This is a genomic window from Sphingomonas hankookensis, assembly GCF_022664465.1.
In the GTDB taxonomy this organism is placed as follows: Bacteria; Pseudomonadota; Alphaproteobacteria; order Sphingomonadales; family Sphingomonadaceae; genus Sphingomonas; species Sphingomonas hankookensis.
In genome coordinates this window covers 148,401-170,239 of the sequence record NZ_JAKREV010000001.1, presented here as the reverse complement: position 1 = coordinate 170,239, position 21,839 = coordinate 148,401, and the positions used below count along the sequence as shown (strand labels likewise).

Annotated in this window: 14 protein-coding genes and 3 pseudogenes; 3 read left to right on the top strand and 14 right to left on the bottom strand. The window is 67.7% G+C overall.

Going from position 1 to position 21,839, the window contains the following annotated elements:
* Positions 1–67: 67 nt before the first annotated feature.
* From MF610_RS00635 to MF610_RS00570, 14 genes are all read right to left on the bottom strand, one after another.
* Positions 68–754, bottom strand: a complete 687-nt coding sequence (locus MF610_RS00635; protein ID WP_242192195.1) for a response regulator transcription factor — start codon at positions 752–754, stop codon at positions 68–70.
* Between the two features lies 1 nt (position 755).
* The gene (locus tag MF610_RS00630) at positions 756–3,422 is read right to left on the bottom strand and encodes a DUF4118 domain-containing protein (RefSeq protein WP_242192194.1); all 2,667 of its coding nucleotides are present in this window, start codon (positions 3,420–3,422) and stop codon (positions 756–758) included.
* A 4-nt stretch (positions 3,423–3,426) separates the two neighbouring features.
* Positions 3,427–3,996 (bottom strand): potassium-transporting ATPase subunit KdpC, encoded by a 570-nt coding sequence (gene kdpC, locus MF610_RS00625; protein WP_242192193.1) that lies wholly within the window; start codon positions 3,994–3,996, stop codon positions 3,427–3,429.
* Positions 3,997–4,007: 11 nt separating this feature from the next.
* The gene (gene kdpB, locus MF610_RS00620; protein WP_242192192.1) at positions 4,008–6,041 is read right to left on the bottom strand and encodes a potassium-transporting ATPase subunit KdpB; all 2,034 of its coding nucleotides are present in this window, start codon (positions 6,039–6,041) and stop codon (positions 4,008–4,010) included.
* 13 nt (positions 6,042–6,054) lie between these two features.
* The gene (kdpA, locus tag MF610_RS00615; protein WP_242192191.1) at positions 6,055–7,758 is read right to left on the bottom strand and encodes a potassium-transporting ATPase subunit KdpA; all 1,704 of its coding nucleotides are present in this window, start codon (positions 7,756–7,758) and stop codon (positions 6,055–6,057) included.
* Positions 7,759–7,774: 16 nt separating this feature from the next.
* A complete protein-coding gene (gene kdpF, locus MF610_RS00610; protein WP_115378396.1) occupies positions 7,775–7,864 on the bottom strand; it encodes a K(+)-transporting ATPase subunit F in 90 nt (29 codons plus the stop codon).
* Between the two features lie 108 nt (positions 7,865–7,972).
* Complete coding sequence (locus tag MF610_RS00605; protein ID WP_277923821.1) at positions 7,973–8,830, bottom strand: TorF family putative porin; 858 nt, start codon at positions 8,828–8,830, stop codon at positions 7,973–7,975.
* A 127-nt stretch (positions 8,831–8,957) separates the two neighbouring features.
* Complete coding sequence (locus tag MF610_RS00600; RefSeq protein WP_242192190.1) at positions 8,958–10,016, bottom strand: LacI family DNA-binding transcriptional regulator; 1,059 nt, start codon at positions 10,014–10,016, stop codon at positions 8,958–8,960.
* Positions 10,016–11,503: a tryptophan halogenase family protein gene (locus MF610_RS00595; RefSeq protein WP_242192189.1), complete on the bottom strand. Its 1,488-nt coding sequence runs from the start codon at positions 11,501–11,503 to the stop codon at positions 10,016–10,018. The genes MF610_RS00600 and MF610_RS00595 overlap by 1 nt, the downstream gene beginning before the upstream one ends.
* A complete protein-coding gene (locus MF610_RS00590; RefSeq protein ID WP_242192188.1) occupies positions 11,500–12,507 on the bottom strand; it encodes a cupin-like domain-containing protein in 1,008 nt (335 codons plus the stop codon). The genes MF610_RS00595 and MF610_RS00590 overlap by 4 nt, the downstream gene beginning before the upstream one ends.
* On the bottom strand, positions 12,500–13,207 hold the full coding sequence (locus MF610_RS00585) for a SapC family protein (protein ID WP_242192187.1): 708 nt from the start codon (positions 13,205–13,207) through the stop codon (positions 12,500–12,502). Before MF610_RS00585 ends, MF610_RS00590 begins: the two co-directional genes overlap by 8 nt.
* On the bottom strand, positions 13,200–14,741 hold the full coding sequence (locus MF610_RS00580) for a tryptophan halogenase family protein (protein ID WP_242192186.1): 1,542 nt from the start codon (positions 14,739–14,741) through the stop codon (positions 13,200–13,202). The genes MF610_RS00585 and MF610_RS00580 overlap by 8 nt, the downstream gene beginning before the upstream one ends.
* A 61-nt stretch (positions 14,742–14,802) precedes the next feature.
* Entirely contained in the window at positions 14,803–17,736 is a 2,934-nt protein-coding gene (locus tag MF610_RS00575; protein WP_242192185.1) for a TonB-dependent receptor, read from the bottom strand.
* A gap of 256 nt (positions 17,737–17,992) precedes the next feature.
* Entirely contained in the window at positions 17,993–18,541 is a 549-nt protein-coding gene (locus MF610_RS00570) for a YkgJ family cysteine cluster protein (RefSeq protein ID WP_422635940.1), read from the bottom strand.
* Positions 18,542–18,659: 118 nt separating this feature from the next.
* Here MF610_RS00570 and MF610_RS00565 point away from each other — a divergent pair.
* From MF610_RS00565 to MF610_RS00555, 3 pseudogenes are all read left to right on the top strand, one after another.
* A pseudogene (locus MF610_RS00565) lies at positions 18,660–19,241 on the top strand (ANTAR domain-containing response regulator).
* Positions 19,238–20,337 (top strand): annotated as a pseudogene (locus MF610_RS00560) (ABC transporter substrate-binding protein). The pseudogenes MF610_RS00565 and MF610_RS00560 overlap by 4 nt, the downstream one beginning before the upstream one ends.
* 249 nt (positions 20,338–20,586) lie before the next feature.
* Positions 20,587–21,823, top strand: a pseudogene (locus MF610_RS00555) (nitrate/nitrite transporter).
* Positions 21,824–21,839 lie beyond the last annotated feature (16 nt).

The window sequence follows — 21,839 nt, the reverse complement described above, 5'->3', positions numbered from 1 at the left end:
CCTCCCCAATCGTTCGTGTGCGCCCTGATAGCGTTGTCAGCGCGTGGATCAATCGGGTTCTGATCGACTATCCATCGGCGCGCAGGCGATAGCCGACGCCCAGTTCGTTGGCGATCACGCTGCCGATTTCGCCGGGGGGTTCGAGTTTCTGGCGGAGGTTGCGGATGATGATCCGGAGATATTCGATGCGGGGGTCTTCGTCGCCGCTCCAGCAACTGGTGAGGATGCGGTCGTGGGTGACGACCCGGCCGATGTGTCGGGCGAGCAGGCCGAGCACGTCATATTCCTTGCGTGTCAGGTGGAGGTCGGTGTCGCCGCGGCGCACGGTGCGAGTGTCGAAATCGATCGTCAGGTCGCCGCGCCGGACGATGTGCGGTGGTGCCTCGGAGCGTTCGCGGTGGCGCAACGCCACGCGCAGGCGGGCGAGCAGTTCGTCGGTGTCGAACGGCTTGGTCACGAAATCGTCGGCGCCAAGGTCGAGCGCCGTCACCTTTTCCTCCACCGCATCACGCGCCGAGACGACGAGGATCACCGCCTCGCCCGCCGCGCGCAACAACGGGATCAGGCTCAACCCGTCGCGGTCGGGCAGGCCGAGGTCGAGCAGCACGGCATCGGGATGCTCGGCCGCCGCCTGTCGCAGCGCGGTCTTGCCGTCGCCTGCCTCGATCACGTCATGGCCGGCCCGCAACAGCGTATTGCGCAGCAGACGGCGGATGGCGGCGTCGTCGTCGACGACCAAAATCCTGGCGGGCATGTCAGGCGGTGCTTTCGGGAAGGGGTTCGCGGACGATCAGGGCGGCGGGAAAGATCAGGGTGAAGGCGGCACCGGTGGCATCGGCGCGGTTGGCGGCCTCTACGCCCAGACCCATCGCGTCGGCAAAGGCCTTGACGATGGCGAGGCCGAGGCCGGTGCCGCCGGCGACGCGGTCCGATCCTTCGAGCCGGCGGAACGTCTCGAACACTTCGCCCTCGCGTCCCGGCGGCAGGCCGGGGCCGTGGTCGAGGACGGCGAGGCGCAGTTCGCCGAAGCGGTTGCGCCCTTCCACCACGATCTCGGTCCCCGGATCGCCATAGCGCCCGGCATTGTCGAGCAGGTTGAGCAGGCAGTGGTGCAACAACTGCGGATCGACGCGGACGAGCGGCAGATCGGGCGGCACGTCCAGCTGCACGCCATGCCCCTTCAGCGCGCGGCGCGCATCGTGTGCGGCCCCTGCCACCGCGTCGCTGAGGTCGGTCGCCTCGATCCTGAGTTTCAGCGCGCCTGCCTCGACCCGCGCCATGTCGAGCAGGTTGGCGACGAAACGGTTGAGGCGCGCCGCCTCGCCCTCGATCGTGGCGATCAGGTCGGGGGTGGCGCCGTCGTGCAACTGTGCGGCGGCGGCGATGACTGCGGTCAGCGGGGTGCGCAGGTCGTGGCTGACCGAGGAGAGCAGCGCGGCGCGCAGCCGGTCGCGAGTGCGCACGACGTCGACATCGCGCATCTCCGCCTGCAACCGCAGTCGTTCGAGCACCAGCGCCGACTGGTCGATCAGGCTGCTGAGCAACGGGAGGCGATCGGCGCGTACCGGATCGCCACCGGCTTCGTTGGCGACGCCGAGGACGCCCAGCACCCGGTCACCGACCTTGAGCGGTTGGAACAGCCATTCGGATGCGGCGAGCGTGCCGGACCCCTTGCCGGCGGGCGATCCGGTGTCGAACGCCCATTTGGCGGCGGCAAGGTCCATCGTGTCGAGCCGGTAGCTAGGGTCGCTGGCGGCCAGCACGTCGAGCGGTCCGCCCAAGGGTGTCGACAGCAGCACGACCTGTACCTGCAACAACCGGCGCAGGTCGTCGCAGATCATCTGTGCCGCGACGTCGAGATCGTTGATCGCGGCGATCTGTCGCACGAAGCCGGCGAGCGTGGCGTTGGTCCGCGCGCTGGCGGCGGCGAGGTCGGCCTGCACCCGGACGCGTGCGGTCAGCTGGCTGGTGGCGATCGCGATGCCGAGCAGGACGAAAACCGACAGGATATTCTCCGGATTGTTCACGCTGAACGTGCCGACCGGGGGCAGGAAGAAGAAGTTGTACGCAAGGCTGGAAACCAGCCCGGCGTAGAGGCCGGTGCGCAGCCCGAACAGGCTGGCGGCGACCATCACCGGCAACAGGTACAGCAGCGCGACGTTGCCGAGGTCGAGGATGTGGAACAGCGCGGTGGCGAGTGCGGTGATCGCGGCGATGAGGAAGGTCGTCACCGCATAGCCGATCGGCGTGCCCGGCTGGCCGCTGCGGCGGCGGGCCGGGCGGCGGGTGTCGGCAACGGTCGGCATCGGCAGGACGTGGACCGTGACGTTCGGCGTGTCGCGGATCAGCCGGTCGACCACCGATCCGTGGCGCAGTTCGAACCAGCGCGAGCGGCGCGATTTGCCGATCACCAGCTGCGTCGCGCGGGCGTCGGTCAGGAACGACTGGATACCCTCCACCACATTGGGGGCGGGGACGGTGGCGACCGCGGCGCCCAGTTGCGCGGCGAGCGTCATGGTCGCGGCGACACGGGCATGTTCGTCGTCGGTGAAGTGCGCCGAGCGGGGAGTGTCGACGAACAGCGCGGTCCACGGCCCCCGCAACCCGTCGGCGACGCGTTTGGCAGCGCGCACCAGCGCATCGCAACCGGGCAGCTCGTTGATCGCCACGACGATACGGTCGCCGCCCGCCCAGGTACCGCCGAGGCCGAGCGCACGGACATCGTCGAGCATCCGCGCATCGACTGCCTGCGCGGCGCGGCGCAGCGCCAGTTCGCGCAGCGCCGACAGGTTGGATTTGGAGAAGAAGTGGCCGAGCGCCCGGGTCGCTTCCTGCGGCAGGTAGACCTTGCCCGCCTTCAACCGTTCGATCAGTTCGTCGGGCGGGATATCGACGACCTCGATCTCCGCCGTTTCGAACACGCTGTCGGGGACGGTTTCGCGGACGCGGACGCGGGTGAAGCTGGCAACGACGTCGTTCAGGCTTTCGACGTGCTGGATGTTGACCGTCGAATAGACGTCGATCCCGGCGGCGAGCAGTTCGGCGACGTCCTGATGCCGTTTGGGATGGCGGCTGCCCGGCGCATTGGTGTGGGCTAGTTCGTCGACCAGCACCAGCCGCGGCGCGCGGGCGAGGATGGCGTCGAGGTCCATCTCCCGCAGGGTGCGGCCTTCATACGCCACTTCGCGGCGCGGCACGATCTCGTGGCCGCGGGTCAGCGCCTCGGTTTCGGCGCGGCCATGGGTCTCGACGACACCGATGACGACGTCGACGCCGTCGCGGCGGCGGGCCATGCCCTCCGACAGCATCTCGTATGTCTTGCCGACCCCCGGCGCGGCGCCGAGGAAGATCTTCAGCCGCCCACGCCCCTCTTGCGCCGCCGCGCGCAGCAATGCTTCGGGGTCGGGGCGCGGCGGCTCCACCGGATCAGCGCAACGCGTCGAGCGCGCGATTGAGCGCCAGCACGTTGACGTGCGGATCGCCCAGCAGCGAGGCTTCGGTCTGCTGCGCGACGAGTGCCGCCACGCGCTCGGGCGCTAGGCCGCGGACGCGTGCGACGCGGGCGACCTGGGCCTGCGCCGAGGCGGGCGACAGGTCGGGATCGAGCCCCGAGCCGCTGGCGGTAACCAGATCGGCAGGCAGCGGGCCGGCGATGCCCTGCGCACGCATCCGCGCGACATCCCCCTTCACCCGGTCGACCAGCGCCTGGCTGGTGGGGCCGAGATTGGAGCCCGACGAGGCGAGGCCATCATAGCCCTTGCCGGCGGCGGACGGGCGCGTCTGGAAATAGCGGTCGGTGGTGAATGCCTGTCCGACGACGCTCGACCCGATCACGGCGCCGTCGGTGGCGCGGACGAGGCTGCCATTGGCCTGTGCCGGGAACAGCAGCTGGCCGAGCCCGGTCATCGCCAGCGGATAGCCGATGCCGAGCAAGGCGGCGAACAAGATCGTCATCACGACGACGGGACGCAGCGCGGACGAGAGGTCTTTGCCCATGACGATGTTCCTTATGCGAGGCCGAGGCCACCGACCAGCAGGTCGATGATCTTGATACCGATAAACGGTGCGATGAGGCCGCCGAGGCCATAGACGGCGAGGTTGCGGGCGAGCAGCGGGCCCGCCGCCATCGGGCGATAGGCGACGCCTTTGAGCGCCAGCGGCACCAGCAGCGGGATGATGAGCGCGTTGAAGATGATCGCCGACAGGATCGCGCTTTCGGGCGTGGCCAGCCCCATGACGTTAAGCACGCCGAGGCCGGGATAGAGCGCGACGAACATCGCCGGAATGATCGCGAAATATTTCGCCACGTCGTTCGCGACCGAGAAGGTGGTGAGCGCCCCGCGGGTCATCAGCAGCTGCTTGCCGAGGCCCACGACCTCGATCAGCTTGGTCGGATCGCTGTCGAGATCGACCATGTTGCCCGCCTCGCGCGCCGCCTGCGTCCCCGTGTTCATCGCCACGCCGACATCGGCCTGGGCGAGGGCAGGGGCGTCGTTGGTGCCGTCGCCGCACATCGCGACCAGCTTGCCACCCTGCTGCTCCTTGCGGATCAGCGCCAGCTTGTCCTCGGGCGTCGCCTGCGCGAGGAAGTCGTCGACCCCGGCCTCGGCGGCGATGGCGGCGGCGGTGAGCGGGTTGTCGCCAGTGATCATCACCGTGCGGATGCCCATCGCGCGCAGTTCCCCGAAGCGTTCGCGGATGCCCGCCTTCACCACGTCCTTCAGGAAGATCGCGCCAAGCAGCCGGCCGTTATGGGCGACCGCCAGCGGGGTGCCGCCCGCCCGGGCGATTTCGTCGGTCACGCGGCGCAGTTCGGTCGCGGCGGCAGTCTCGCCCGATCCGGGATGGGCGCGCAGTATCGAATCGACCGCGCCCTTCTGGATCAGTGCGTCGCCGATGCGGATGCCCGACACGCGGGTCTGCGCGGTGAAAGGGATCACCTCCGCATCCGCCGGCATCGTGCGTTGCAGCGCGAAGCGGTCTTTTGCCAGCACGACGATCGAGCGGCCCTCGGGCGTTTCGTCGGCGAGGCTGGCGAGCAGCGCGGCCTCGGCCAGTTCGGCCTCGCTGGCACCGCCCACCGCGCGGAACTCGCTCGCCTGCCGGTCACCGATGGTGATCGTGCCGGTCTTGTCGAGCAGCAGCACGTCGACATCGCCCGCCGCCTCGACCGCGCGGCCCGACTTGGCAAGCACGTTGAAGCGGACCAGACGGTCCATGCCGGCGATGCCGATCGCCGACAGCAGGGCGGCGATGGTGGTCGGGATCAGCGTGATGAGCAGTGCCGCCAGCACCGCGACCGGGATGCTGCCGCCAGCGTACGATGCGAAGCCGGGCACGGTCGCGACCGCGATCAGGAAGATGATCGTCAGGCCGACCAGCAGCAGCGTCAGCGCGACCTCGTTCGGGGTCTTCTGCCGCTCGGCCCCCTCGACCAGCGCGATCATGCGGTCGAGAAAGCCCTTGCCCGGCTCGACCGTCACCTTGACGCGGATTTCGTCGGAGATAACGCGGGTGCCGGCGGTGACGGCGCTGCGATCGCCGCCCGCCTCGCGGATCACCGGCGCGCTTTCGCCGGTAATCGCGGCTTCGTTGACCGACGCGACACCGGCGACGACTTCACCGTCCGACGGAATCAGGTCACCGGTTTCGACCAGCACGATATCGCCGATTTTCAGCTGGCTGGCGGGCACGCTGTCATGGTGCGGGCCGTCGCCGATCAGCCGCTTGGCGATCAGCTCGGCCTTGGCGGCGCGCAGCGAGGCGGCCTGCGCCTTGCCGCGCCCTTCGGCCAGCGCCTCGGCGAAGGTGCCGAACAGCACGGTCAGCCATAACCAGACGACCAGTTGCAGCTTGAAGCCGGTGGTCAGGTCGTCCTGCCCCACCACGAGCAGGATCGTCATCAATGCCGCCACGGCGGCGGTCACGAACATCACCGGGTTGCGGATCAGTTCGGCGGGGTTGAGCTTTACGAACGACGCCTTGATCGCCGGCACGACAAGGTCGGCCGTGAACAGGCTCTTGGACTGGGTCTTCGCCACGATGGCCCCCTTGTCAGAACGATTGGCCGCGGATCATCGCGAGATGATCGGCGATGGGACCGAGCGCGAGGCTCGGCAGGAAGGTGAGGCCGCCGACGATCAGGATGATGCCGACCAGCAGTCCGACCCACAGCGCGCCGGTCGTCGGGAACGAGCCCGCGCTTTCCGGGGTGTAGCGCTTGGCGGCGAGGCTGCCGGCGATCGCCAGCATCGGCACGATGATGAAGAACCGCCCGACCCACATCGCGACGCCGAGCAGCCAGTTATAATAGGGCGTGTTGGCAGTCAGACCGGCAAAAGCCGACCCGTTGTTCGCGACCGCGCTGGTAAAGGCGTAGAGGATTTCGGAGAACCCGTGCGGCCCCTTGTTCAGCGGCCCGGCCAGCCCCTGTTCCAGCACCGACGACAGCGACGCGAAGCCGAGGATCATCAGCGGCAGCACGGCGATGGCGAGGACGGCGAGCTTCACTTCGCGACTCTCGATCTTCTTGCCGACATATTCGGGGGTGCGCCCGACCATGAGGCCCGCGACGAACACCGTCAGGATGGCGAACAGCAAGAAGCCATAGATGCCCGCGCCGACGCCGCCGATCACGACCTCCCCCAGCTGCATGTTGAACAGCGGGATCATGCCGCCCAGCGCGGTGAAGCTGTCGTGCATCGCGTTGACCGCGCCGCACGATGCGGCGGTGGTCACGACCGAGAACAGTGCGGAGGCGGCGATGCCGAAGCGGACCTCCTTGCCCTCCATATTGCCGCCGGCGGTACCGAGCGCGTGCAGGATCGGGTTGCCTGCGGCCTCCTGCCAATAGGTGACGGTGACGCCGGCGAGGAACAGGACCGTCATCGCCGCGAGGATCGCCCAGCCCTGGCGGGTGTTGCCCACCGCCTTGCCGAAGGTCCAGGTCAGGCCGAACCCGATTAGGAAGATCGACAGCATCTGGACGAGGTTCGTCAGCGCGGTCGGGTTTTCGAACGGGTGTGCAGAATTGGCGTTGAAGAAGCCGCCACCATTGGTGCCGATCATCTTGATCGCTTCCTGGCTGGCGACGGGGCCGAGCAGCAGCGACTGCTTCGCCCCTTCCAGCGTCGTCACGTCGACCACCCCGGCCATCGTCTGCGGCACGCCGCTGGCGATCAGGAACAGCGTGTAAGCGACGCATAGCGGCAGCAGCAGGTACAGCGTGACCCGCGTCATGTCGGCCCAGAAATTGCCGATCGTCTGCGCCTGCCGCCGCGCGAAGCCGCGGAACAGCGCGAAGGCGAGCGCGATGCCGGTCGCCGCCGACAGGAAGTTGTGGATCGTCAGCCCCAGCATCTGGCTGAGGTTCGACATGGTCGATTCACCGCCATAGCTCTGCCAGTTGGTGTTGGTGGTGAAGCTGATCGCGGTGTTGAACGCGAGATGCGGCGACAGCCCGGGCAGTCCCTGCGGATTGCCGGGCAGCACGCCCTGCAACCGAAGCACGGCGTAGGTGAAGGCCATCAGCATCGCGTTGAACAACAGCATATGCAGCGCGTAGCGCCGCCACGACTGTTCGGCCTGCGGGTCGATGCCCGACAGACGATAGAAGCTACGCTCGACCGGGCCGAGCACGATGTGGAGCGGGGTGCGGCGGCCTTCGTACAGGGCGAACAGCCACAGGCCGACGGGTTTGGTGAGCGCGATCAGGATCGCGACGAAGCCCAGTATCAGGGCCCATCCGGCAAAAGTCATGGGAAGCGCCTCCCGTTCAGAAGCGTTCGGGGCGGATCAGGACCGCCACGAGATAGACGAGAAGGCCGAACGCGGTGAGTGCCGCCAGCCAGAGGTCGAGGGTCATCGCATCACCTCACGCATTGTCGATCAGGCGGGCATAGGCGAGCGTCGCCGCCAGCAGCCCGAGCATGATCAGGAGCCACAGGACGTCATCCATCGTGTCGCTCCCGGGTCAGAAGGCCGCGGTCAGCGACGCGAGAAGCGTGCTGCCGGCGATGTTGCCAGAACCGTCCTGACCGCGGCTGAAGCTCGGCCGGAGGTAGGCGGCGTCGCGGTTCGAAATGTCGGTGTCGATCCAGGAGAGGTTGAGCGTCAGGTTGCGGTAAGTCGCGTCCGCCCCGATCGACCAGTCCCAGTAGTCGCCGGTCGGCGACACCGCGGTCGCATTGGGGCCGAGGCCGTCCTGCCCCCAGCTATGGCCGATATGCGCCTTGGCGGTGATCGGCGTGCCGGCAATTGCATAGGCACCGTCGCCCCACAGATAGAGGTTGTCGTCCTTCGCGCCGGGGCGGTCATACGTGCCGGCCGCGGCGCTGGCGCCGTTCCGGTACCAGCGGCCGATCGCTTCCTGCTTCGGCGCATAGGCCGCGCCGGCAGTCAGCGTTGCCGGGCCAGCGGTACCGGTCAGCTTCGCATAGGGTTCGGCGAAGTCGGTCTTGTCCGCGCCGCCGGGATAGAGATACCAGGTCAGCCCGACGTCGAGCGTCGCGGTGTCCGACAGCTTCGCCTTGTACCCGGCGATCAGGTCGAGTTCCATGTTCGCGCCGCCGAACGTGCCCCATCCGGCAAGGTTCGAGGCCCAGGTGCCGATATAGGCGCCGCTGTCATGGGTGACGGTGATGCCGCCCTGGACCGCCATTTCCTGATCGGACTGCGATACGCCGCGAAAGCGATAGTCCGATGCGATCGCCGCCGACCCGCTGATGGCGACGGCAGGCGGCACGTCGGTTTTAGCCGGTGCGTCCTGCGCCATCGCGGCGAACGGACAGAGGAGGGAAGCGACCGCAATGGCCGCAGGACGTAACCGCATGATAGCACCCCTGGATACGGCGACCGCCGCGTGGCGGTGCCTTCAGGGGTGGGCGATTAGGCCGGTGTCGCGTAGCAATTCGAGAGCGATCGGCGGCAAAGCCGTATAGCTGGCGTATAGTGCGAAATTATTTGGTCCGGCTTCGCGGCGGAGCGGTCGAGGCGCGCAGGTTCAGCGTGGCGGCGACCGACACCGGATCGGCGGGGGGCAGGGTGTCGCGCTGCTCGGCGATGATCCGTTCGACCGCGCGCGCTGCGACTTCGGCGATCGGTTGCGTCACCGCTGTGAGTGGCGGCTGGGCGAAGCGGACGATGGGCGTGTCGTCGAAGCTGACGATCGACAGGTCGTCGGGGACGGTGAGCCCGCGTTCCTTCGCCAGCGTCAGCGTCGCCATCGCCATCTGGTCGCTGCTGGCGATGATCGCGGTCGGCGGATCGGCGGCGTCGAGCAGCGCGGTGGCGGCGGCATAGCCGGACTCATAACCGAAATCGCCCGGCTGGATCAGGTCGTCCGACAGCCCGGCCGCCGCCATCGCCGCGCGCCAGCCGGCAACCCGCCAGCCGCTCAGTTCATAGTCCGGTGCGCCTTCGATCAACCCGATCCGGCGATGGCCGAGTTCGACCAGATGCTCGGTCACCATCTGCGCCGCGCCCTCATCGCCCATCGTCAGCGAGAAGCCCGGCCCCGGCACCCGCGATCCGATCCGCGCGATGCTGATCCCGCGTCTGGCGAGCAGGTCGAGGATCAATGGATCCTGCGAATGCGGCGGGGTCAGGATCACGCCATCGGGCTGCAACGCGCCGATCGCAGCGGACAGTTCGCGTTCGATATGGTCGCTATGCGTATCGACCAGTTCGAGGATCAGGCGATAGCCGTGTGGACCGCAGGTCAGCATGCCGCCCAGCAGCATCTGGTCGACCCAGTCGGTGCCTTCGCGATTCTGCCACCCGGCGATCGTGCGGTCGCGGTCGTTGAGCGCGAGGATCAGGCGCGATCGCGATCCGCCCATGCGCTGCGCCGCGATCAACGGCACATAGCCCAGCCGGTCGATCGATTCCTGCACGCGGCGCGCCATCTCCGGGCGGACATTGGGTTCGTTGTTGATGACGCGGCTGACCGTCTGCAACGACACCCCGGCATCGGCGGCGACGTGCTTGATCGTCACCCCCTGACGACGCGGTGCCATCAGTTGCGGTCCGCCGGACAGTAGCGTGCCACATAGTCGCCATGCGGCGGCATCGTCGCGACGGTATCCTTCACCTGCCGGCGCAGCGTGGACAGCAGCCGGTCGAGTTCGTCGTCGCTCAGCTTCGCCGTCAGCGGGTGATGCCTCTCCGGCACGATCCCTTGCCCCATCATCACCTGCACCCAGCTATTCTCGCCGAACAATTCCTCGTTGCGGCGGAATACCCGGCCCGTCTGGCGGAACAAGGCGATTTTCTGCGCCAGCGTGTCGGGCACGTCCATATCGGCACATTGCCGCCAGAAGGGCGAGTCGCGGCGGTCGGTGACCTTGTAGTGCAGGATCAGGAAGTCGCGGATCTGCTCCATGTCCTGCAGCTGCTGGTCGTTGAACTCGGCGACGTCGGCGGGGCTGACGCGTCCTTGCGGAAACAGCCGCAGCAGCCGCAGCACCGCGCGCTGGATCAGGTGGATGCTGGTCGATTCCAGCGGCTCCATGAACCCGCCCGACAGGCCAATGGCGACGCAGTTGCGATGCCATTGCCGCCGCCGGGCACCGGTGGTGAAACGTAGGAAATTGGGCTGGGTCAGGACCGCGCCCTCGACGTTGTTCGTCAGCCGATCGAGCGCCGCGTCACGCTCCAGATACCGGCTGCAATAGACGATGCCGTTGCCGACCCGGTGTTGCAGCGGGATGCGCCATTGCCACCCGGCGTCATGCGCCATCGCACGAGTGTACGGCACCGGCGGACCGACGCTTTCGGTCTGGAGCGCGATCGCCGCGTCGCACGGCAGCCAATGGGTCCAGTCGTCATAGCCGGCGTGCAGCGCCCCCTCGATCAGGAGCGCACGAAAGCCGGTGCAGTCGAGGAACAGGTCGCCGGCGACCCGCCGGTCGCCGTCGAGGAGCAGCGCGGCAATGTCGCCGGTCTCCGCGTCCAGCTCGACCCTGGCGATGCGTCCTTCGATCCGGGTGGTGCCGTCGCGCTCGGCCATGGTGCACAGGAACCGAGCATAGCGGCCCGAATCGAGCTGATAGGCGTAGTTGGTCGCATCGCCCGGCAGATGCGCGAACTTGCCCTGCAAGGCCGCGACGAGTTCAGTGCAATAGTCGTCGTACGGCTGGTCGTGGCCCCGCTCGAGACCGTTCAGCCAGTAATGCTGGAACCCCGCCGCCCAATGGTCGCGCCCGGTGATGCCGAACGAATGGAAATAGCGGCTGTCGGCGGTCTTCCACCCGTCGAACAGGATGCCGAGCTTGAAGGTCGCCGACGTGGCGGCCATGAACTCGGCTTCGTTGATGCCGAGCAGCCGGTTGTAGGTGACCAGCGGCGGGATGGTCGATTCGCCGACGCCGACGGTACCGATCGCTTCGGATTCGACCAGCACGACCTCAACCGTCCTGCCCATCGTCCGCGCGATCGCCGCCGCTGCCATCCAGCCGGCGGTGCCGCCACCGGCGATGACGACGCGGGTCGGGGCGGCACTCATTTGGCGAGCTGCCGCAACAGGAAGGCGCGCAGTCGCCCGGCGCTCTCGGCGGTCAGCGGGTCGAGCACGCCGCGGCCGCCGGGCGGGATATGCGCGGTGACGCTGTCGTCGTTGGTGAAGACATAATGGTCGAACACTTCGCGCCAATGTTCCTTCTGCTCGGGCGGCAGGTCGCGGATCGCCAGCAGCGCATGGTGGAGCGCATCCTGCGGCTGGCCGAACCAGCGCGGGGCATCGCGCCACCAGTAGTTCACCAGGATGTTGAACGGCGCCAGCCCCTCGACATGATGCCACCACAGCCCCGGAATGTGGATCGCGTCGCCTGCCTCCAGCTCGGCGACCTGCGCATGCGCCAGCGCCTCGGCGAAGCGCGGGTGGCGCTCCGCATCGGGGGCGGTGAAGTCGACCATCGACACCGCGCGACCGGCCGGGGTGTTGTCGAGCGGACCCAGATGCAGGTTGCGGAACTGGTCCGGCGGGAACAGCGTGAAGCGCCGCCGGCCCGCCGCGACGCAGGCGAGATTGTCGGGCAGGTCGTTATGCGCGGCGATGCGGGTGCGTGTGCCGATCCAGATGCTGGCGAGTGGCTCACGGGTGCCGAGATCGACCCGGTTGGCCTCCTCCAGCCCGTCGAAGAAGCCGCGCATGTCGATCGACGCGAGGTAGATCGCGCGCGGGTCGGCATCCTGCTCCACCCGGCCCATTTCGCCAAGGATTTCGGGCAGCTTCGCCCGGACCGTGGCGAAGTTCATCGCCATCGCATCGTCGTAGAACAACCGCTCGCCGCCGCCCGCCTGTCCGACCGATACGGTGAACGGCACGTCGCGGTGCCGCTCGACCAGATAGTCGCGCGCCGCCTGCGACGATCGTTTTGCCGCCTGCACCAGCGGCCAGTCGGCGACGAGGCCGCGCACGACGAACGGCGCCTTCGCGGTACGCAGCTGGTGGTCGAGCGCGGCAGCGTCCGCCGCCTGCACCTCCGTAACGGGGCGCAGGTCAGCCACGACGGTTCTTGCGGGCGATGAGCGCGGGCAGGTTGGCGAGCGAGGCGACCGCCATGTAGATCGGCAGCAAATGCCCATCGGCGTTCAGCTTGCCGAGCGTCGCGGCGTCGAGTTCGGCCAGCCGCTCCTCGGCGATCGCGTGGAAGCCGACCAGCCGGTTGGTCGCGCCGCTGTCGAGCGTGACCTCCAGCGTGAAGGGTTCGAGCAGCTGGTAGCGCTCAAGCGCGTCGAAGAACGCCGCCGACCCGCGATAGCCCGCATCCAGTGCCCCCAGCCGTTCGAGAATGACGTCGAGATAGGGCGACGGACGCCCTTCGCGGTCGAATACGCGGACGCCGTCGTCGGTCGCGAGGCGCGGGCTGTTCATGTCGACCACTGCCTTGGGGGTGGCATCGGCCCCCGGCGCGCCGCCGATCAGGAACGGCTGGATGTCGATCGACAGCGGCAGATAGGGCGCGTCCCAGCGGTCGCCGACGAGGAACAGGTTCTCGCCCGCATCGAAACCGAACAGCGCCAGTGCCGCGAAGCCGTCGCGTTCGCGGTTCTGGCGGAACAGGATCGGATAGCTCGCCTGCACCTGCCGGAACTCGTCCGGCACGACCAGCGCGGTCATCACCGCGTCGCCCAGCGCTTCCGATCGTTCGCGCCGGACGCGCAGGTCGCGGTGCGCGGCGACGTTCAGCAACTGATGGTCAGACATGGGTAACCTCGGCAGGGGCGCGGGTGAGCGCGGTCAGATATTCGCGGTTCGTCGGCAGGCTGCTGGTCAGCGCGCGGCCACGCTGGCGAACGTGACGCAGCACCGTCAAGGCATCGCTGCGTTCGGAACGCAGCGGGCCGGGGGGCGGGGGCGTCATTCCCATGCCGTACAACACATATTGGTGGCTGGCCGCCGGAAAAATCTCGTTCGCCTGCGCGAAGTCGGCGGGCGAGGGCGGCTGCGTCCGCCACAGCGCCAGCAGGTCGCGCAGCGCCGGCGGGACCGACGCGGACACGCGATGCGCCCGCCAATAGGGTTCGTCGCGCTCGCTCAGCACGTAATGCAGCTTCAGGAAGTCGACGATCCGGTCCCAGCGATAGCGGAACAGTGCGTTGAACCGCCGGGCATGCAGGTCCATCGCGCGCCGGTCCGCCGGAAACCCGTCGAGCAGCGCGTCGAGCGACAACTCGATCGTGACGATCGCCGACGCCTCCAGCGGTTCGAGGAACCCGGCCGACAGTCCGATGGCGAGGCAGTTGCCCTGCCAGAACCGCTCGCGATGTGCCGAGCGGAAGCGCAACTGGCGGAACGACAGGGTGGCCGGATCGATATCGGGCGCGGTGCGGCGGAGATAGTCGGTGAGCGTCGCCGCGGCGTCATCGTCGCTGGCGAAGCTGCTGGCATAGACGCAACCGACCCCACGCCGCGACGGCAGGCCGATGTCCCAGATCCAGCCGGCATCATGCGCCGTCGCGTTGGTCTGCGACGCGATCGGGCTGTCGGGGGCGACCGGTATCTGCACCGCCAGCGCACGGTCGTTGAACAGGATGTCGGTGCGGTCGATGCTGTCGACGCCGTAATGCCCGCCGATCAGCAGCGCGGCATGGCCGGTGCAATCGAGGAACAGGTCGCCCGCGATTGCGCCGGAATCGCGCGTGACGACCGTGGCGATATCGCCGTTCGCCGCCGCTTCGATACCGGTCACATGGTCGCGGACATGGGTCACGCCCAGCCGGGTGCAGGCGGTGTCGCGCAACAGCTCGGCGAACTTCCCCGCATCGAGATGATAGCCATAGTTGAGCGCGCCGGCATAGGGCGCCATCGCTCGCTGCCGTGGTGCCAGATGCTCGTCGCACACCGCCGGCTGGGCAGAGGCGTGCGCGGCGAAGCTCCCGTGCTGCCATTCACGCAGCAGGTCGCCCGGCGGCAGATCGGCCGGCGCGGTGAAGGGGTGGTAATAGCTGTCGTCGGGCGTGCCGGTGCGCCACCCGTCGAAGCGCGATCCCTGTTTGAAGCTCGCATCGGCCGCGCGCAGGAAGGTCGCTTCGTCGATGCCGATCCGCGCCAGCGTGCCGCGCATCGTCGGCCATGTCCCCTCGCCGACGCCGATCGTCGACACGTGGGGGGATTCTATCAGCGTGACGGTCAGCGGATCGGTGGCATGGGAGTCGGCGGCCGCCGCGATCCGACACGCCGCCAGCCAGCCGGCGGTGCCCCCGCCGACGATCACGATCCGCCTGATCCGCTCCGTCATGGTTCAATCCTTGGGCCGGCAGGCGACGGCAACGTGCCGCCGCCCCCGGACCGCTTTCGCATCAGAAGCTGAAGCGGACGCCGCCGGTATAGCGCGCGAAACCGGGCTGCGCGAACGTCACGAAGTTTTCGTTGCGACGATGGCCGCGCCGCCCTTCGCCTGTCAGGTTGATCGCTTCGGCAAAGACGGTCAGGCCCTTGCGGAACTCGTAGCTGATGCTGGCGTCGATCTGGCCATAGGCTTCGACATAGGTCGGGTTCGGATTGCCCCCGGCGTAGAACTTGTCGCGCCAGTTGTACGCGACACGGCTCTGCAACCCGTTCTTGTCGTAGAACAGCACGGCGTTGGCACTGTCGCTCAGGCCTGCCAGCGCGAACTGGCCGACATTGGGGTCGAGCGCGTTGTTGAACTTCGCGTCGCCGCGCACGATCGTATAGTTCAGGATCGTGCCGAAGCCGGTTTCCCAGAAGCTGTGCTGGATCGCGAATTCGAACCCGTCGAGCGTCGCGGTCTGATCCGAATTGAACGGCGTACCGATCCGGAAGTCGACCAGGCCGTCCTCGGGCAGGCCGAGGATACGGCCGGTATAATAGCCGTTGACGTCGAGGATCGGCGCCCCCGCCGCGTTGCGGGCGACCTCCACACCCTGCGTGAAGTTGCGCAGGATATAGTCGCGGATGCGGCCGGTGTCGGTGGTACCGCCCAATGCCGCCTGCGCCGCGCGGAAGCGCGGACCGTTGGCCGGGTTGCGCAGGTCGAACGCCGAACGCTGCACCTCTTGCGAGTTGATGAAGTTGCTGACGTTCTTGCGGAAATAGCCCGCCGACACATAGCTGGTCGGCGCGTAATACCATTCCGCCGACACATCGATATTCTTCGACAGGAACGGCACGAGGTTCGGGTTGCCCTGCAGACCACCGCCGCCGGCGATGCCGAACTGGCGGTTGAGCGTCAGGCCACCCTGCAGGCTGTTATAGTCGGCGCGGGTAATGGTGTGGCTGTACGACGCGCGCAGCTTGACGTTGTTCAGCACCTCGATGTCGAAATCGACCGCGGGGAGCCAGTTGTCGTAGCTGCCCTTGTTCGGCAGGAAATCGCTCTCGGTCGAATAAATGACGTTGAACTCACCCTGCGCAACCCATGCAGTGCCGACCGGGATCGGCGTCAGCGAGGCAGAGTTGACCGTCGTCTGGTCATACCGGACACCCGCGATCAGGTGCGCGCGACGCCCGAGCAGGTCGAACGTGTTGTTGACCTGGACGAACGGCGAGATCGTCTTTTCGGTGATCCGCCGGTCGGCCTCGAAACTGGCGAGGCAGTTGCCGTCGCCGCCGCAGATGCCGAAGCGACTGTCGAGCAGGTCGACCATCCGTTCGAAATCGAACTTGTAATAGGCCGGGATGATCCCGTCCTTCGCGCCCTGCACGCCGCGGAACTTGTCGGGCAGAGTGACGCGGGTGAACAGGTCGTCGGGCAGGTCCGCCGGGGTGCCGACGCCGCCCCAGGTGTCGTTCTGCAGGAAGCCGTAGGCCGAGCGAACCTGGTTGTTGACGTAGGAGAAACCGAAATCGATCGAATCGAGGAAGCTGCCGTCATGGTCGTAATGACCGCTCAGCTGCACCTGGTTGATCTCGTCGCGGAAATAGGCGTTGCGGAACGAGTTGCCGGTCGCGTTGATCAGCGCCGGGTTGAGCGCGTCGATGCCGGGCTGCATCACGTACGAGATGACCGGCAGGTCCTTGGTAAAGTCGACCGTCTGCGACGCGACGCCGAAGATCGCCGAGCCGACCGAGGTGCTGGAGCCGAAGCGGTTGGTCGGCTTCGATTCCGCGGTCGAATGATGCGCGTCGAGCGTGATGGTGACGCCACCCGGCGCTTCCCACTTCAGGTTCCCGCCCAGCGACTTGTTCTCGCTGACGTTCGCCGTGAGGGAGCCGCTGTACGACAGGTCCTTACCCGGACCGAAGCGCTCGGTGTAGAAGACCGGGCCGGCGGCGGGGCCGTCGGTCCATTCGGTCGAGGTGTCGCCGAAGTTGAACCAGATGCCGACGCTGCTGTCGCGCGCCTCGACCTTGTTGCGCGAATAGGTGAAGTCGACCGTCGCGGTGAGCGATTCGATCGGACGATATTGCAGCACCGCCTGCCCGTTGATCCGCTCGCGGCGAATGTCGGTCAGGTTGTATGCCGCGCTCTGCGGCACTTCGTACACGTCGGTCGGGCCGGGGCGGTTGATGACGTTCGGCCCTTCCGGCCCAAGCGTGCCCCAGTCGTTTTCGGTGCCGAGGAACGAATTGCCGAACCCGACCGAGCCGGTGTTCACGCTGGCGTTGCGCTTCTGATAGCTGCCCGACACGAGGAAGCCGAACTGGTCCTCGTTGCCGAAGGTCGTGCTGAACACGCCCGACAGTTCCGGCGTGATCTGGTCCTTGCCGTTCTGCGACGTGTCGACGACGCCGCGCGCGGCGAACGATCCGCGCATGCCGGGACGGTCGAGCGGGCGGGGCGTCTTGATGTTGATCGTCGAACCGATGCCGCCCGACGGCACGGCGGCGCGGCCGGTCTTGTACACCTCGACCCCGGCGATCCCTTCGGACGCGAGGTTGGCGAAGTCGAACGAGCGCGAGGCCGGCGCGCTGGCGCCGTCGCCCAGCGTCGAGGTCGGCAGTTGGCGGCCGTTCAGCACGACGAGGTTATATTCGGGACCGAAGCCGCGCACGGTGACGGTCGAGCCTTCGCCGTTCTGGCGATCGATCGACACGCCGGTGATGCGCTGGAGCGATTCGGCGAGGTTGGTGTCGGGGAACTTGCCGATATCCTCGGCACTGATCGCGTCGACGACGCCCTGCGCGTTGCGCTTGATGTTCAGCGCGTCGCGCAGGCTGGCGCGGATGCCGGTAACGGTGATCGCATCACCATCGGCTTCGTCGGGCGTGGGGCGTCCTGGATTTCCGACGGGCCGGGTGCGCCGAGCGTCGCGGCGGCGTCCTGCGCCCATGCGCTGCCGCTCATCGACAAGAGCGCTACCGTCGATACCCCGATTGCCAGACGACAGGCGGCTGTTCCGCGCATATGTTCCCTCCCCATGCATGTTAGCGCTACTAATTTGTGCGCATATTGAGAACGTTCACTCGCCCGAGGGGAGGGGAGCTGTCAACCGTTTGGCGGTCGGAAATGTGAACATTCTCAACCGATGATGCACGAACGACACATTTTGGACGTATCGTATCGTTTGCAGTCGGCCGGGGCGGAAATCAGCCGGTGGCGGGCGGCGAACCGTCCGCGAAAACGGCATAGCGTTCGCGCCATGCGGCGACTTCTTCGGCAAGATGGCCGGGCGCCGGTTCGCCCGACAGGACCAGCTGTGCGACGTCGGCGGGCGGGTGCATCAGCATCTTCTCCGCCCCGTCGCTGAACCACACCGGCACGAGTTGCGCACAGAGCGTATCGAGCAGCCGGGCGGCAAGGCCGCTGCGGATCGCATCGCTGCCCGGCAGCAACCGGACGAGGATCGATACCCCTTCAAACAGGTTCGCCGGGCGATCGACGAAATTCATCGATACCAGCAACCCCGACCGGTCCGGCCGGGCCGCGTCGGGAAGTTCCGCGACCCGGCGCCACGCGCAGAACCATGTCCGACAGATCGTCGGCCGGACCGCGTGGATGCCGCATCCCCGCTCCGTCAGATGCTGGCACGGCACGCCGCCCGGCTTGGCGAAATCGGGCGAGTTCACCGTCAGCACGGTGCAGCATACGGTACAGTCGCCGCACACCCGGTCGGGCACCAGCGGTCCGAGCAACATGGTTTCGATTTCGGCGTCGCCGGGCATGGGTCGGGTCTTGGCCAGAGGGGAGGAAACGGCTGCCTATAGGGGACAGGGGGCTGGCTGTCGCGCGCGATCGTTTGTAGGCGACGGGATCGTGAGGATCGCGATCATCGACACCAGCACCACGCGCGCCGCGATCATTGCCGAAGGCTTGCGCGAGGCGGGCCTGACCGATCAGGTCGTGATCGACCCCGCCGGACCGCTCGCGCGCCAGATCGAGGCGTGTGCGCCCGAAGTCGTGCTGATCAACCTCGAAAATCCCAGCCGCGACCTGCTGGAGGATTTCTTCGCCATGTCGCGCGCGCTCGACCGGCCGATCGCGATGTTCGTCGATCAGTCCGACGCGGAAAGCGCGCTGGCGGCGGTCGGTGCCGGCGTGTCGGCCTATGTCGTCGACGGTCTCGCGAAACAGCGGATCAAGCCGGTACTTGACGTCGCGATCCGCCGGTTCCAGGCGTTTTCGCGATTGCAGGCCGAACTGGCCTAGGTGCGCACCGCGCTCAGCGATCGCCAGACGATCGACAAGGCGAAGCCGGTCCTGATGCGGCGGCGGGGGATCGATGAACCGGCGGCCTATGCGTTGCTGCGCCGTCACGCGATGCAATCGAACCAGCGGATCGCCGAGCTCGCGACCGCGATCGTCACCAGCAACTTGGTGATGGGGGATCTGGCATGACCACCGAACGCCTGCGCATCGGGTTCCTGCCGCTGGTTGATGCGGCGCTGCCGATCCTCGCGCACGAACTGGGCTTCGCCGAAGCCGAGGGGCTCTCGCTCGATCTGGTGCGTGACGTCACTTGGGCCACGGTGCGCGACCGGCTGCTCTATGGCCATACTGACATGGGGCATATGGTCGCACCGCTCGCCATCGCCACGGCGCTGGGCCGCGACCGGCCGGCGACGGCGCGGCGTTGCGGGAATTCGCGGCAGCGGGACGCGCGTTCGGCAAAAGGCTGCGCTTCGGCGTCGTCCATCGCTATTCCAGTCACAACTATATGCTGCGCTACTGGCTGGCCGGGGTCGGCATCCGCCCCGACCACGACGTCGAGATCGTAGTGACCAGCCCGACCTTCGCCGCCGACGCGCTGGCAGCGGGGGAGGTCGACGGCATCTGCGTCGGCGAACCGTGGAACTCGATCGCGGTCGACCGCGGGGTCGGGCGGATCGCGCTGGCCACCGCGCAGATCTGGCGGCGCGGCGTTGAAAAGGTGCTGGCGATGCGCGCCGACGTCGCCGACGCCCGCGGCGATGCCACCCGTCGGCTGATCCGCGCCCTCCACGCCGCCGCCGAACATTTCGTCCGGCCCGATACGGCAGAGGCCAGCGCCGCGATCCTCGCACGGTCGCGGTATCTCGATGCGTCGGAGGACGCGATCCTCCGCGCGATCACCGACCGTATCCGGCTGGTATCGGGCGGTACGCCGATCCATTATCCCGACTTCATGTTCCAGCACCGCGAGGCGGCGAACTTCCCGTGGCGCAGCCAGGCGGCGTGGCTCTATGCCCAGATGACCCGCTGGAGCGGGCGAGACTATGATGCGGGCGAGGCGGCGACCGCCGCCGCGACCTTCCGCCCCGACCTGTACCGCGCGGCGTTGGCCGGGTCGGGCGCGGTGCTGCCGGGGGCATCGTCGAAGCTGGAGGGCGCGCTGGGCGCGCCGATCGGCGCCGGATCGACACAGGGCCGCCTGATGCTCGGCAACGACCGCTTCTTCGACGGGCGGGCGTTCGATCCCGACGACATTCCCGGCTATCTCGCTGCAATGCCCTGATCGCAGGCCAAATTTGCTGCGGTTGCGAAAAATGCTTGTGCGATCCCCGCGAATCAGGCAGCTTTGCGTCAGGCCGGTAACGGAGTCGGCCACGACATAACGGCGCAAAGCCTCTCCAACGCCGGGGAGCATGCACCGCGGAACGCCGGCACCGCCGGTACTCCGAACAGGCAACGAAGCCGCCAGGACGCACCCGACAGGGTCGCCGTCCCGGCGGCTTTTTTCATTTCCGGCTCAAGGGAGGCAGGAATGGCGACGACATTCTGGCAAGAGACGAAGGATACCGCACCCGACAGCTTCTGGAGCAGCGGGCATAGCCCGACGCTGATCGCGGCGTTCCTGTATTTCGATCTCGCCTTCATGGTGTGGGTGTTGCTGGGGCCGCTGGCGCCGGAGATTGCGACGACGCTGGGGCTGACCCCGGCGCAGAAGGGCCTGATGGTCGCGGTGCCGACGCTGGCCGGGGCGGTGCTGCGCGTCGTCAACGGGTTGCTGGTCGACCGGATCGGGCCGAAGCGCGCGGGCGCGATCAGCCAGATCATCGTGATCGTCGGGCTGGCGATGGCGTGGGCGCTGGGCGTGACGAGCTTTGCCGGCACGCTGGCGCTGGGCGTCGTGCTGGGCTTTGCCGGCGCTTCGTTCGCGATCGCGCTGCCACTCGCCAGCCGCTGGTATCCGCCCGAGCATCAGGGCAAGGCGATGGGCCTTGCCGGCATGGGCAATTCGGGCACCGTGCTGGCCGCGCTGTTCGCTCCCGCGCTCGCCAAGCTGTTCGGCTGGAACGCCGTGCTGGGGCTGGCGTGCATCCCGCTGACCCTCGTGTTCCTCGTCCATATGGTGCTGGCGAAGGACGCGCCGAACGCGCCCGCGCCCAAGCGGCTGGCTGAATATCTCAGTCCGCTGAAGCAGGGCGATGCATGGTGGCTGATGGGCTTCTACGCCGTGACGTTCGGCGGCTTCGTCGGCCTTGCCGCCAGCCTGCCGATCTATTTCACCGACCGCTTCGGGCTGTCGACTATCCATGCCGGCTATGCCACCGCCGCCTGCGTGTTCGCCGGATCGCTGGTGCGGCCGATGGGCGGCGCGCTGGCGGACAAGGTCGGCGGGGTCAAGGCGCTGACGGTCGTGTTCCTTGTCGCCGCCGCCGCGCTGGCCGGGGTGGCGAGTGCCGGCACGATGGAGATCGCACTGGCGCTGTTCGTCGCCGCGATGCTGGCGCTGGCGTCGGTAACGGCGCGGTGTTTCAGCTGGTGCCACAGCGCTTCGTCACCGAGATCGGAGTGATGACCGGGCTGGTCGGCATGGCCGGCGGGGTGGGGGGCTTCTACCTCGCCTCCTCGCTCGGCCTCGCCAAGCAATGGACCGGCAGCTTCGCCCCCGGCTTCCTTGTCTCGCCGCCTTCGCGCTGGTCGCCTTTGCCGGGCTGATGCTGGTGAAGAGCGGGTGGCGGCGCAGCTGGGGCACCGCCGACGGCGTGCGGATCTGATCTGGGCGAAGGACCA